Source organism: Variovorax sp. ISS6, from assembly GCF_056523145.1.
In genome coordinates this window covers 4,086,501-4,098,601 of sequence record NZ_JAWRZC010000001.1, presented here as the reverse complement: position 1 = coordinate 4,098,601, position 12,101 = coordinate 4,086,501, and the positions used below count along the sequence as shown (strand labels likewise).

The 12,101-nt window shown below is 69.9% G+C and carries 12 protein-coding genes and 1 pseudogene; 5 read left to right on the top strand and 8 right to left on the bottom strand.

Features of this window, described 5'->3' with window-relative positions:
* Positions 1–43 precede the first annotated feature (43 nt).
* The gene (gene msbA, locus AC1HIL_RS19090; RefSeq protein ID WP_057598627.1) at positions 44–1,834 is read left to right on the top strand and encodes a lipid A export permease/ATP-binding protein MsbA; all 1,791 of its coding nucleotides are present in this window, start codon (positions 44–46) and stop codon (positions 1,832–1,834) included.
* Here the strand turns inward: msbA and AC1HIL_RS19085 are convergent.
* Complete coding sequence (locus AC1HIL_RS19085; protein ID WP_082322118.1) at positions 1,816–2,559, bottom strand: GntR family transcriptional regulator; 744 nt, start codon at positions 2,557–2,559, stop codon at positions 1,816–1,818. The genes msbA and AC1HIL_RS19085 overlap by 19 nt on opposite strands.
* A gap of 101 nt (positions 2,560–2,660) precedes the next feature.
* Here AC1HIL_RS19085 and AC1HIL_RS19080 point away from each other — a divergent pair, with 101 nt between their 5' ends.
* The 4 genes and pseudogenes from AC1HIL_RS19080 to AC1HIL_RS19065 all read left to right on the top strand — a co-directional run bounded on the left by AC1HIL_RS19080 (position 2,661) and on the right by AC1HIL_RS19065 (position 5,846).
* Entirely contained in the window at positions 2,661–3,443 is a 783-nt protein-coding gene (locus AC1HIL_RS19080) for an SDR family oxidoreductase (RefSeq protein ID WP_479669778.1), read from the top strand.
* 43 nt (positions 3,444–3,486) lie between these two features.
* Entirely contained in the window at positions 3,487–4,419 is a 933-nt protein-coding gene (gene kce, locus AC1HIL_RS19075; protein ID WP_057593339.1) for a 3,5-dioxohexanoate:acetyl-CoA acetone transferase, read from the top strand.
* A gap of 91 nt (positions 4,420–4,510) precedes the next feature.
* Positions 4,511–5,092: pseudogene (locus AC1HIL_RS19070) on the top strand (MFS transporter); the annotation flags it as partial.
* Between the two features lie 175 nt (positions 5,093–5,267).
* A complete protein-coding gene (locus AC1HIL_RS19065) occupies positions 5,268–5,846 on the top strand; it encodes an MFS transporter (RefSeq protein ID WP_479672771.1) in 579 nt (192 codons plus the stop codon).
* Positions 5,847–5,858: 12 nt separating this feature from the next.
* On the opposite strand, the gene rng is transcribed toward AC1HIL_RS19065, so the two are convergent.
* From rng to purD, 7 genes are all read right to left on the bottom strand, one after another.
* Positions 5,859–7,385 carry a ribonuclease G gene (rng, locus tag AC1HIL_RS19060; RefSeq protein WP_261205894.1) on the bottom strand — a complete coding sequence of 509 codons (1,527 nt, stop codon included), beginning with the start codon at positions 7,383–7,385 and terminating at the stop codon, positions 5,859–5,861.
* Positions 7,386–7,410: 25 nt separating this feature from the next.
* Positions 7,411–8,022 (bottom strand): Maf family protein, encoded by a 612-nt coding sequence (locus AC1HIL_RS19055; protein ID WP_422097140.1) that lies wholly within the window; start codon positions 8,020–8,022, stop codon positions 7,411–7,413.
* A gap of 72 nt (positions 8,023–8,094) precedes the next feature.
* On the bottom strand, positions 8,095–8,562 hold the full coding sequence (rlmH, locus tag AC1HIL_RS19050) for a 23S rRNA (pseudouridine(1915)-N(3))-methyltransferase RlmH (RefSeq protein WP_057593347.1): 468 nt from the start codon (positions 8,560–8,562) through the stop codon (positions 8,095–8,097).
* Positions 8,559–9,248, bottom strand: coding sequence for a ribosome silencing factor (gene rsfS, locus AC1HIL_RS19045; protein WP_261205896.1), 690 nt, complete (start codon positions 9,246–9,248; stop codon positions 8,559–8,561). The genes rlmH and rsfS overlap by 4 nt, the downstream gene beginning before the upstream one ends.
* Entirely contained in the window at positions 9,248–9,874 is a 627-nt protein-coding gene (gene nadD, locus AC1HIL_RS19040) for a nicotinate (nicotinamide) nucleotide adenylyltransferase (protein ID WP_422097141.1), read from the bottom strand. Before nadD ends, rsfS begins: the two co-directional genes overlap by 1 nt.
* The gene (gene hemF / locus AC1HIL_RS19035; RefSeq protein WP_057593398.1) at positions 9,871–10,797 is read right to left on the bottom strand and encodes an oxygen-dependent coproporphyrinogen oxidase; all 927 of its coding nucleotides are present in this window, start codon (positions 10,795–10,797) and stop codon (positions 9,871–9,873) included. Before hemF ends, nadD begins: the two co-directional genes overlap by 4 nt.
* On the bottom strand, positions 10,797–12,098 hold the full coding sequence (gene purD / locus AC1HIL_RS19030) for a phosphoribosylamine--glycine ligase (RefSeq protein ID WP_479669776.1): 1,302 nt from the start codon (positions 12,096–12,098) through the stop codon (positions 10,797–10,799). Before purD ends, hemF begins: the two co-directional genes overlap by 1 nt.
* Positions 12,099–12,101 lie beyond the last annotated feature (3 nt).

The window sequence follows — 12,101 nt, the reverse complement described above, 5'->3', positions numbered from 1 at the left end:
CAGCCGAAAGGGCGTTCCGACCCGCCCCGTAGAATCCGCCGCCATGCAGACACCCCCCGGCAGCGAGACCGCACGCCCTCCCCTGATGCGCCGGCTGGCGCGGCTCATGACCTGGTTCGGCGGTTCGCGCCAATGGTGGGCGCTGGGGCTGATCGGCGCGATGCTCGCCGCCATCACCGAGCCGCTGATGGCGGCCCTCCTCAAGCCGCTGCTCGACCGCGGCTTCACGCGCGGCGAAATGCCTCTGTGGTTCGTGCCGGCCGCCGTGCTGCTGCTGTTCGCGGTGCGCGGCATCGCCCAGTTCATCTCGCAGTACGCGCTCTCGCGCATCGCCAACGAAGGCATGCAGCGGCTGCGCAAGGTGCTGTTCGACCGGCTGCTGGGCGCCGAGCTGGCGCTGTTCGCGCGCCAGTCGGCCAGCACGCTGTCGAACACCGTGGTCTATGAAGTGCAGACCGGCGCGATGCTGCTGGTGCAGGCGCTGCTGGGACTGTCGCGCGACGGCTTCACGCTGGTGGCGCTGCTGGGCTACCTGGTCTACCTGAACTGGAAGCTCACGCTGATCGTGGCCTTCCTGGTGCCGAGCATCTCCTGGATCATGAAGGTGTTCTCCAAGCGCCTCTATAAGCTGACGCAGCAGGGCCAGCAGGCCACCGACGAACTGGCCTACGTGGTGGAAGAGAACGTGCTCGCCCACCGCATGGTGCGCCTGCATGGTGCCGAGACGGCCCAGGCCAGGCGCTTCGAGCAGTTGAGCCAGAAGCTCAACCGGCTGGCCGTGAAGTCCACCATCGCCCAGGCCGCGACCACCCCGCTGACGCAGATGATGGCCTCGCTGGCGCTGTCGGTGGTGGTGATGATCGCGCTCTGGCAGAGCGGCAAGCAGGGCTTCACGGTCGGCGGTTTCGTCGCCTACATCACGGCGATGCTGATGCTGATCGCGCCGATCCGGCGCCTCGCCGAAGTGGCCGGCCCGATCACGCGCGGCCTGGCGGCGCTCGAGCGCGGCCTGGCGCTGGTCGACGAGGTGCCGACCGAGCCGCAGGGCAGCTTCGGCATGGCGCATGCGCAGGGTCGCATCGAGTTCCGCGACACGCGCGTGAACTATCGCGGCGACGACGAGCGCCCCGCCCTCGACGGCGTGAGCCTCGTGATCGAGCCGGGCCAGAACGTGGCCTTCGTCGGCCCCTCGGGCTCGGGCAAGACCACGCTGATGAACCTGCTGCCGCGCTTCGTGCTGCCCAGCGGCGGCCAGGTGCTGCTCGACGGCCACGACATCTCGGAATGGGAGCTCAAGAGCCTGCGCTCGCAGTTCGCCATGGTGAGCCAGGACGTGGTGATGCTCAACGACACCCTGGCGGCGAACGTGGCGCTGGGCGCCGATGCCGAGATCGACCGCGACCGCGTGCTGGCCTGCATCGCGGCCGCCAACCTCAGCAGCCACGTCGAGGGCCTGCCCAACGGCATCGACACCGTGCTGGGCCACAACGCCACCCAGCTCTCGGGCGGCCAGCGCCAGCGCCTCGCGATCGCGCGCGCTCTCTACAAGGATGCGCCGGTGCTGCTGCTCGACGAGGCCACCTCGGCCCTCGACACCGAATCCGAGCGGCTGGTGCAGGACGCCCTGCAGCGCCTGATGCAGAACCGCACCACGCTGATCGTGGCGCACCGCCTGTCGACCATCCAGCATGCCGACCGCATCATCGTGATGGAACAGGGCCGCGTGGCCGAACAGGGGTCGCACGCGCAGCTGATGGCGCTCGACGGCCTCTATGCGCGGCTGCAGACGAACGCGGTGCGCAGCGCCGCCGCGGGTCAGGACCCGACGCTCTGATCCCGACCGCCGGGCGACGGCGGCCTTGAAGCGCCCTCCGCCACCAGCACGCCGGCCGAGAGGATGAACTCGGCCGCGCTGCGGATGTCGCCCTCGAGCGCGGCCCGGGCCTTGGCGCCGTCGCGCCGCTTCAACGCCGCGAGCAGCGCCGCGTGGTGCGCCACCGCCACCTTCTCGCCCACGCGGCGCGAACCGGCGCGCAGGTCGTAATTGAGGATCGGCCCGATGCGCAGCCACAGCGCCTCGATCATCTGCAGCAGCATCGGCATGTCGGCCGCGGCATAGACCGCGAAGTGGAATTCCTTGTTGAAGGTGACCAGCCTCGAGCCATCGGGACTCGCCGCCTTCATTTCGGCGACGAAGGCATCGTGGCACTCGGCGATCTCGCGCAGCGCCACGGTGCCGACCGCCGCGGCCGCCGCCTCGGTCGCCAGCCCCTCGAGGTTGGTGCGGATCACCGTGATCTCCTTGAACTGCGCGGCCGTCATGCGCGGCACGCGCAGGGTGCGGCTGGGCGTCAGCTCGAGCGCCTGCTCGGCCACCAGCCGCTGCATCGCCTCGCGCACCGGCATCACGCTCACGCCCAGCGCCGCGGCGGCGCTGCGCAGCGAGATCTGCTCGCCCGGCATCATCTGCCCGCTCATCACGAGATCGCGCAACTGGTCGTAGACGTTGGCGCTGAGCGTCTGGCGCTTGAGCGGGGTGACGAGATCGGAGAGCTCCATGCGGCCAAGTATACGTTTCAGGGTATACCCCATTCGATATCTGTGATCACAGATCTACGATGCCGACCATTCCCTGTCACACCCCAAGGAGCGATTCAGAAATGTGGAACGGCAATTCCCTCGCCGGCCAGCGCGTGCTCGTCACCGCCGGCGCCAGCGGCATCGGACTCGACATCGTGCGCGCCTTCGCCGCGGCCGGCGCCCGTGTCTTCGTCTGCGACGTGCAGTCCGAGAGCCTGGACCGGCTGTCGACCGAGCTGCCCGAGGTCGGCAGCTGCCTCGCCGATGTCTCGAACGAAGAACAGGTGGCGCGCCTCTTCGACGCCGCGGACCGCGAACTCGGCGGCCTCGACGTGCTGGTCAACAACGCCGGCGTGGCCGGCCCGACCGGCGGCGTCGAAACCCTCTCGCTCGGCGACTGGAACCGCACGCTGGCCGTCAACATCACGGGCCAGTTCCTCTGCGCCCGGCTCGCGGTGCCGCGGCTGCGCCAGGGCCGCCATCCCTCGATCGTCAACCTGTCCTCGGCCGCCGGCCACCTCGGCATGCCGGGCCGCTCGCCCTACGCGGCCTCGAAGTGGGCCGTGATCGGCTTCACCAAGACGCTCGCGCTCGAACTCGGCCCCGACGGCATCCGCGTCAACGCGATCCTGCCGGGCGCGGTCGACGGTCCGCGCATCCGCGCCGTGATCGCCGCCAAGGCCCAGGCGCTCGGCAAGCCCATCGAGGAGGTCACGCGCATCTACACCTCGCAGTCCGCGCTCAACCGCATGGTGACGGCCACCGACATCGCGAACATGGTGCTGTTCGCCGCCAGCGACCTGGCCGCCAGCGTCACCGGCCAGGAGCTCGTGGTCGACGGCCACACCCAGGCGCTGAGCTGACCCGCCCTCTTCTTCTCTTTCCGACCTCACCCGAATCCCGACCATGGCCACCCGCACCAAAGCCATCATCACCTGCGCCCCCACCGGCGCGATCCACACGCCGAGCATGTCGCCGCACCTGCCGGTGACGGCCGACGAGATCGCCGCCGCCTCGATCGAGGCGGCGCGCGCCGGCGCCGCGATCCTGCACCTGCATGCGCGCGACCCGAAGGACGGCCGCCCCTCGCAGGACCCGGACCTGTTCCGGCCCTTCCTCTCGAGGATCAAGGCCGCCACCGATGCCGTGATCAACATCACCACCGGCGGCAGCCCGCACATGAGCGTCGAGGAACGCATGCGCCCGGCCACCACCTTCAAGCCCGAGCTGGCCTCGCTCAACATGGGCTCGATGAACTTCGGCCTGTTCCCCATGCTCGAGCGTTTCAAGTCCTTCGAGCACGAGTGGGAACGCGAGCACCTCGAGAACAGCCGCAACCTGATCTTCAAGAACACCTTCGCCGACATCGAGAACATCCTGCGCCTGGGCGAGGCCAACGGCACGCGCTTCGAGTTCGAGTGCTATGACGTCAGCCACCTCAACAACCTGCGCCACTTCATGGACCGCGGCCTGGTGCGCGCGCCGGTGTTCGTGCAGACGGTGTTCGGCATCCTCGGCGGCATCGGCGCCGACCCCGAGGACCTGATGCACATGCACCGCACCGCGGCGCGCCTGTTCGGCGACCGCTTCCAGTGGTCGATCCTCGGCACCGGCCGCAACCAGCTGCCGCTGGCCACCATCGGCGCGGCCATGGGGTCGCACGTGCGCGTCGGGCTCGAGGACTCGTTGTGGATCGGCCCGGGCCGGCTCGCCGCCTCGAGCGCCGAGCAGGTGCTGCGCATCCGCGCCGTGCTCGAGGCGCTGAACATCGACATCGCGACACCCGACGAGGCGCGCGAGATCCTCGGCCTCAAGGGCGCGGCCAAGGTCGACTTCTAGCCCTCGCATCCCCATCGCCCGCAGCGCCGTCGTCTCGCACGGCGCGCCGCTGCATTCCTTCACCAGAACAAGACTTCAGAGAGAGACACCGATGGCACACACCTCCATCCCCGGCGCCCGCCTCGGGCCCGCGGCCGACACGGCCACCACCGACGAGCAGGCCTCGCTCAATGCGCTGATCTTCCGCAAGCTGATGCCGCTGCTGGTGCTGGCCTACGTGATCAGCTTCATCGACCGCACGAACATCGCGCTCGCCAAGAGCCACATGGCGGTCGACATCGGCATCTCGGCCGCGGCCTACGGCCTGGGCGCGGGCCTGTTCTTCCTGAGCTACGCACTGCTCGAGGTGCCGAGCAACCTGGTGATGCACCGCGTGGGCGCGCGCTGGTGGATCGCGCGCATCATGATCACCTGGGGCCTGCTCTCTGCCGGCATGGCCTTCGTCAGCGGCGAGACCTCGTTCTACGTGATGCGCGTGCTGCTCGGCGCGGCCGAGGCCGGCCTGTTCCCGGGCGTGATGCTCTACCTGAACTACTGGTTCGGCCGCAAGGACCGGGCACGCGCCACCGGCTACTTCCTGCTCGGCGTGTGCATCGCCAACATCCTCAGCGGCCCGGTCGGCGGCGCGCTGCTGCAGATGGACGGCCTGCTGGGCTGGCACGGCTGGCAATGGATGTTCGTGATCGAGGGCCTGCCGGCCGTGGCGCTGGCCTTCGTGGTCTGGCGCAAGCTGCCCGACTGGGCCTGCCGATGCCAGCTGGCTCACGCCGGCGCAGGCGCGCGCCATCGAGCAAGGCCTCGCCGCAGAACGCGCCGAGGACGCGGCCCATGGCCAGGTCGGCGAATCGTTGCGCGCCTGCCTGGTCGACAAGCAGATCTGGCTCGCGATCTTCGTCTACTTCTGCCACCAGATCAGCATCTACACGGTGATCTTCTTCCTGCCGAGCATCATCGGCACCTACGGCAAGCTCACGCCGCTGCAGATCGGCGCGCTCAACTCGCTGCCCTGGGTCGCCGCCGCGGTCGGCGCGATCGCGCTGCCGCGGCTCGCGGTCACGCCGCAACGCGGGCGCCTGCTGCTGCTGATCGGGCTGGCCGCTATGGCCGTGGGGCTGTGCATCGCGGCCTTCGCGAGCCCGGCCGTCGCGCTCGCGGGCTTCTGCCTCACGGGCTCGATGTTCTTCGTGGTGCAGTCGGTGATCTTCCTGTTCGCCTCCTCGCGCCTGGCCGGCGTGGCGCTCGCGGGCGGGCTGGCGCTGGTCAACACCTGCGGCCTGCTGGGCGGCTTCATCGGGCCTTCGGTGATGGGATGGATCGAGCAGAGCACGGGCAGCACGACCAACGGCCTGCTCGCGATGGCCGTGCTGCTGGTGCTGGCGGCGCTCGCCAGCATCGGGATGCGCCAGGGCCGCGAATCGCGGCGTTGAAGGACTAGGGCCTCAGAGCAGCACGATGTCGTACTGCCCCTGCCCGATCGCCGGCTCGGACTGCAGCGAGATCGGCTTGCCGATGAAGTCGCTGAGCCCGGCCAGGTGCTGGCTCTCCTCGTCGAGGAACAGCTCGATCACCTGCGGCGACGAGACGATGCGGAACTCGCGCGGCGTGAACTGCCGCGCCTCGCGCAGGATCTCGCGCATCACGTCGTAGGCCACGCTGCGCGCGGTCTTCACGATGCCCTGGCCGCCGCAGGCCACGCAGGGCTCGCACAGCATGTGGGCCAGCGATTCGCGCGTGCGCTTGCGCGTCATCTCGACCAGGCCGAGCTGCGAGAAGCCGCCGGCCGTGGTCTTCACGCGGTCGCGCGCGAGCTGCTTGCGGAACTCGCCGAGCACCTGCTCGCGGTGGTCGTCGCGCGCCATGTCGATGAAGTCGACGATGATGATCCCGCCCAGGTTGCGCAGCCGCAGCTGGCGCGCGATGGCCTGCGCCGCCTCGAGGTTGGTCTTGAAGATGGTGTCGTCGAAGTTGCGCGCGCCGACGAAGCCGCCGGTGTTCACGTCGATGGTGGTCAGCGCCTCGGTCTGGTCGACCACGAGGTAGCCGCCCGACTTGAGATCGACCCGGCGACCCAGCGCGCGCGCGATCTCCTCGTCGACCGAATAGAGGTCGAAGATCGGCCGCTCGCCGCGGTAGTGCTGCAGCTTGCCGGACGCCTTGGGCATGAACTCCAGGCCGAACTTCAGCAGCAGCTCGAACTGCTCGCGCGAGTCGATGCGGATGGTCTGCGTGTCCTCGGTGGTGAGGTCGCGCAGCACGCGCTGCAGCAGGCTCAGGTCCTGGTGCAGCAGCGACATCGGCGGGAGCCGCGTCGAGGCCTCGCGGATGCGCGACCAGGTCTTGCGCAGGTAGGCGATGTCGTCGGCGAGCTCGGCGTCGGTGGAGTCCTCGCCGTTGGTGCGCAGGATGAAGCCGCCGGTGTTCTCGGGCACCACGCCGCCGCTGTCGGCCGCCGCGGCGGCCTCGATCAGCGCGAGCATGCGCGAACGCAGCGCATCGCGCAGGTCGGCCGGGATCTTCTGCGACACGCCGATGTGGTTGTCCTGCGGCAGGAACACCAGCAGCCGGCCCGCGATGCTGATCTGCGTCGACAGCCGCGCGCCCTTGGTGCCGATCGGGTCCTTGATGACTTGCACCAGCAGCGACTGGCCTTCGAACACCTGCTTCTCGATCGGCACCATGGCGCCGCCGTTGCGGTGGTCGCGTTCGGCCGGCGCGGCGCTCGGCCGCGAGCCCGGCGTGAAAGGCGCCACGATGTCGGCCACGTGCAGGAAGGCGGTGCGCTCCAGGCCGATGTCGATGAAGGCCGACTGCATGCCCGGCAGCACGCGCGAGACCTTGCCCAGGTAGATGTTGCCGACCAGTCCGCGCTCGAGCGTGCGCTCGACGTGCAGCTCCTGCACCGCGCCGTGCTCGACCACCGCCACGCGGGTCTCCTGCGGGGACCAGTTGATCAGGATGTCTTGCATGGAGTTCTCGGTTGTCTCGGTTGTCTCAAATGGGGAAACCGGCGCGCCGCAGCAGTTGCGCGGTCTCGAACATGGGGAGGCCCATGATGCCCGAATAGGAGCCGCTGATGTGCTCGACGAAGGCGGCCGCCGCGCCCTGGATGCCATAGGCGCCGGCCTTGCCCAGCGGCTCGCCGCCTTCGACGTAGCGGCGGATCTGCGCGCGGCTCATGGGCGCGAAGCGCACGCGCGACACGCTCAGCGCGGCCTGCCGGCGCCGGCCCTGCTGCAGGGCCACGGCGGTCAGCACGCGGTGCGTGGTGCCCGACAGCAGCGCGAGCATGCGCTCGGCATCGCGCGCGTCCTCGGGCTTGCCGAGGATGGCGCGGCCCAGCGCCACGGTGGTGTCGGCGCACAGCACGGGCGCGTCGGCCAGGCCGCGGCGGCGCAGGCGCGCCACGGCGGCATCGAGCTTGAGCGCGGTCACGCGCTGCACGTAGGCTGTGGGCGATTCGCCGGGCAGCACGGTCTCGAGCGCCTCGGCGTCCTCGTCGTCGGCGGCCAGCAGCAGTTCATGGCGCACGCCGAGCTGGCCGAGCAACTGGGCGCGGCGCGGGCTCTGCGAGGCGAGATAGAGGAAGGTCGGGGTGGTCGGCACGGCGGTCGTTCCTGGGGTGCGGAAGAAAGGACGGAGTCGATGCGAGGACGTGGCGAGGCCCTCGCGCGCCGCTCATTCGCGGTGGTAGGGATGGCCCGCGTTGACCGACCATGCGCGGTAGAGCTGCTCCACCAGCAGCACGCGCGCCATCGCATGCGGCAGCGTCAGGTCGGACAGGCGGATGCGCTCGTGAGCCGCGGCCTTGAAGGCCGGGTCGAGCCCGTCGGGACCGCCGATCACCAACGCGACGTCGTCGCCCTCGCCCTGCCAGCTCTGCAGCCGGGCGGCCAGGGCCTTGGTGGTCAGCGCGGTGCCGCGCTCGTCGAGCACCACGATGCGCATGCCGCGCGCGATGGCAGCCTCGATGCGTTCTCGTTCGGCGGCGTAGAGGGTCTCGAGCGACTTGGAACCGCGCGGCTCGGTCTTGACCGCGCGCAGTTCGAGCTTGAGTTCGGGCGGGAAACGCTTGGCGTAGTCGTCCCAGGCAGTCTGTGCCCAGTCGGGCATGCGCTGCCCGACTGCGACCACCAGCAGCTTCATGCGCTGCGCGAAGCGGTCTTGCGCGCGGGCGCCTTCTTCGCCGCGGGCTTGGCAACGGTCTTCTTGGCGGCGGCCTTCTTGGCCACCGGCTTGCCGACCACCACCACGGGCGCCTTCTTGGCCGGTGCCTTCTTCGCGGCGGTCTTGGCGGCGGTCTTGCCGGCCGCCTTCTTCGGCGCGGCCTTGGCTTCCTTGGCCTCGCGCTCGGCGGCACGGATCGCGGTCTTGGCGGCGCTCGCGCGGCGCAGCGAGGTCGGGGCCTTGGCGGCCGCGGGCTTGGTTTCCTTCTTGTCCTCGGAAGCACGCGCGGGCTTGCTCGCGCCGAGCTTCAGGCGCACGGGCTTGTCGCCCCAGATTTCCTCGAGGTGGTAGTACTGGCGGATCGCCGGCTGCATGATGTGCGCGACGGCCTGGCCGCAGTCCACGATGATCCACTCGCCGTTTTCCTCGCCCTCCACGCGCGGCTTGCCGAAGCCGGCATCGCGCACCGCGTCGCGCACGCTCGCGGCCAGCGCCTTGGTCTGGCGGTTCGAGGTGCCCGAGGCCACGATCACGCGCTCGAACAGCGGCGAGAGATGCTCGGTGTCGAAAACCTGGATGTCCTGCGCCTTGACGTCTTCGAGCCCATCGATGATGGCTCGCTGGAGTTTCTGGGTGTCTTTCTTGGCGGCGGCTTCAGTGGTCATCAGGCAGGGCGATAGAGGAAGTGTTGGTCAATATAGCGTGCAACCGTGGGCGGAACCAGCGAGGAAATCTCCTCGCCCAGCGACGCACGCCGCCGGATGTCGGTGGCGCTGATGTCCATGGCAGGCAGTTCTAGCGCCTCGAAACGCGCGCCGGCGGGGAGGCCGGGCAGTGTATTCGGATCAAAACGGGCGGTGTCGGCCGTCGATAGTGCGCGATACGCTACAGAAATAGTAGCGACCGCGAGTATATCCTGCCAGCCGTGCCAGCTCGGCAGGGCCCGCGCCTGGTCGGCGCCCATGACCAGCACCAGCTCGGCATCGGGCCGCGCCTGCTGCAGTTCGCGCAGGGTGTCGATGGTGTAGGTGGGGCCGTCGCGCAGCATCTCGCGCGAATCGACGACCACGCCCGGGATGTCGGCGAACGCCAGCTGCGCCATCGCGAGGCGGTCTTTCGCCGGCGTGAGTTCGCGCACCTTGTGCCAGGCATGCCCGGTCGGGAACACGTAGAGCGCGGCGAGGCCCAGTTGCTCGAGCGCCGCCCGCGCGAGCGCCACGTGGGCGTTGTGCGGCGGATCGAAGGCGCCGCCGAACACGCCGATGCGCGGCGCGTTCCTCGAAGCGTTCACGGCAGCCACGCGCGACGCACGATGAAGTCGCTGTAGAGCGCCGCCTCGGGCGACCCCGGCTCGGGCTCGCGGCGATAGGCCCAGCTCGCCTGCGGCGGCATCGACAGCAGGATCGATTCGGTGCGGCCGCCCGACTGCAGCCCGAAGTGCGTGCCGCGGTCCCACACGAGGTTGAACTCGACGTAGCGGCCGCGCCGGTAGAGCTGGAACGCGCGCTCGCGCTCGCCCCAGGCCATGCCGCGGCGGCGCTCCACCAGCGGCAGGTAGGCCGGCAGGAAGGCATCGCCCACCGAGCGGATCAGCGCGAAGCCGTTGTCGACCCCGCCCTCGGCGAAGTCGTCGAAGAAGATGCCGCCGATGCCGCGCTGCTCGTTGCGGTGCTTGAGGAAGAAATACTCGTCGCACCAGGTCTTGAAGCGCGGGTACTTGTCCTCGCCGAAGGGCGCGAGCGCATCGCGGCAGACGGTGTGGAAATGCACCGCGTCTTCCGCGAAGCCGTAGCAGGGCGTGAGGTCCATGCCGCCGCCGAACCAGCAGACCGGCTCGCCGCCGGCCGGCAAGGCCGCCAGCATGCGCACGTTCATGTGGACGATCGGCACATAGGGATTGCGCGGATGGAACACCAGCGACACGCCCATGGCCTCGAAGGGCGCGCCGGCCAGCTCGGGCCGGTTCTGAGTGGCCGAGGGCGGCAGCTTCGGGCCGCGCACCTGCGAGAAGCCGCAGCCCGCGCGCTCGAACAGCTCGCCGCCCTCGAGGATGCAGGTGAGCCCGCTGCCCTGCAGCGGCTCGTCGGGCGCCTTGTGCCAGGCATCGCGCACCGCGGTGCCGCCATCGGCCACCTCGATCGCGGCGACGATGGATTGCTGCAGCCCGCGCAGATAGTCGCCGACCGCCTGGGGATCGGAGGGTGGCCGCTGCATCAACCGTTGGTGCCGTGGCCGCGCGCCTGCACGGCGCGGAAACCGATGTCGCGGCGGTACTGGGCACCGTCGAAGCGCACCCGCGCCGCCACCTCGTAGGCGCGCTGCTGCGCGAGCTTGACGCTGTCGGCCAGCACGGTCACGCAGAGCACGCGGCCGCCGCTGGTCTGGAGTTCGCCGTCCTTCAGGGTGGTGCCGGCATGGAACACCACGGCATCGGGCGCCTCGGCGGGAATGCCGTCGATGCGGTCGCCCTTGCGCGGCGAGAGCGGGTAGCCGTGCGCGGCCATCACCACGCCGAGCGCGACGCGGCGGTCCCACTGCAGCTCGACCTGGTCGAGCGTGCCGTCGGTGGCGTGCCAGAACACCTCGAACAGGTCGGACTTCAGCCGCATCATGATCGGCTGGGTCTCGGGGTCGCCCATGCGGCAGTTGAACTCGAGCGTCTTGGGATGGCCCTGCGCATCGATCATCAGGCCGGCGTAGAGGAAGCCGGTGTAGGGAATGCCGTCCTTCTCCATGCCGCGGATGGTCGGCAGGATGATCTCGCGCATGGCGCGCGCATGCACCTCGGCCGTGACCACGGGCGCGGGCGAGTAGGCGCCCATGCCGCCGGTGTTGGGGCCCTCGTCGTTGTCGAGCAGGCGCTTGTGGTCCTGGCTGGTGGCCAGCGCGGTCACGTTCTTGCCGTCGCACAGCACGATGAAGCTGGCTTCCTCGCCCTGCAGGAACTCCTCGATCACGACGCGCGCGCCGCCCTCGTTGTGCGACACGCCGAACTTGTTGTCGACCAGCATGAAGTCGACCGCGTCGTGCGCTTCCTGCGCGGTCATGGCCACGACCACGCCCTTGCCGGCGGCCAGGCCGTCGGCCTTGACCACGATCGGCGCGCCCTTGGCGTCGATGTAGGCATGGGCCGCGGCGGCGTCGGTGAAGGCCTCGTACTCGGCCGTCGGGATCTTGTGGCGCTTCATGAAGGCCTTCGAGAAGGCCTTCGAGCTCTCGAGCTGGGCGGCGGCCTTGGTCGGGCCGAAGATGCGCAACCCGTGCGCGCGGAATTCGTCGACCACGCCCGCGGCCAGCGGGGCCTCGGGGCCGACCACCGTCAGCGCGATCTTTTCCTTGAGCGCCCACTCGCGCAGCGCGGCGGGCTCGGTGATGTCGATGCCGTCGTAGCGCGGGTCGGTGACCGTTCCGCCGTTGCCGGGCGCCACGTAGATGCGGCTGACCCGCACGGCCTGCGCCAGCCGCCATGCCAGGGCGTGCTCGCGGCCCCCTCCCCCAATCACCAGTACCTTCATTCT

Excerpts from the sequence above, each read along its gene's own strand:
- rsfS (WP_261205896.1), bottom strand. The coding sequence starts at position 9,248 with ATGACCACTGAAGCCGCCGCCAAGAAAGACACCCAGAAACTCCAGCGA.
- kce (WP_057593339.1), top strand. The coding sequence starts at position 3,487 with ATGGCCACCCGCACCAAAGCCATCATCACCTGCGCCCCCACCGGCGCG.
- purD (WP_479669776.1), bottom strand. The coding sequence starts at position 12,098 with ATGAAGGTACTGGTGATTGGGGGAGGGGGCCGCGAGCACGCCCTGGCA.
- AC1HIL_RS19085 (WP_082322118.1), bottom strand. The coding sequence starts at position 2,559 with ATGGAGCTCTCCGATCTCGTCACCCCGCTCAAGCGCCAGACGCTCAGC.
- msbA (WP_057598627.1), top strand. The coding sequence starts at position 44 with ATGCAGACACCCCCCGGCAGCGAGACCGCACGCCCTCCCCTGATGCGC.
- hemF (WP_057593398.1), bottom strand. The coding sequence starts at position 10,797 with ATGCAGCGGCCACCCTCCGATCCCCAGGCGGTCGGCGACTATCTGCGC.
- rlmH (WP_057593347.1), bottom strand. The coding sequence starts at position 8,562 with ATGAAGCTGCTGGTGGTCGCAGTCGGGCAGCGCATGCCCGACTGGGCA.
- rng (WP_261205894.1), bottom strand. The coding sequence starts at position 7,385 with ATGCAAGACATCCTGATCAACTGGTCCCCGCAGGAGACCCGCGTGGCG.
- AC1HIL_RS19080 (WP_479669778.1), top strand. The coding sequence starts at position 2,661 with ATGTGGAACGGCAATTCCCTCGCCGGCCAGCGCGTGCTCGTCACCGCC.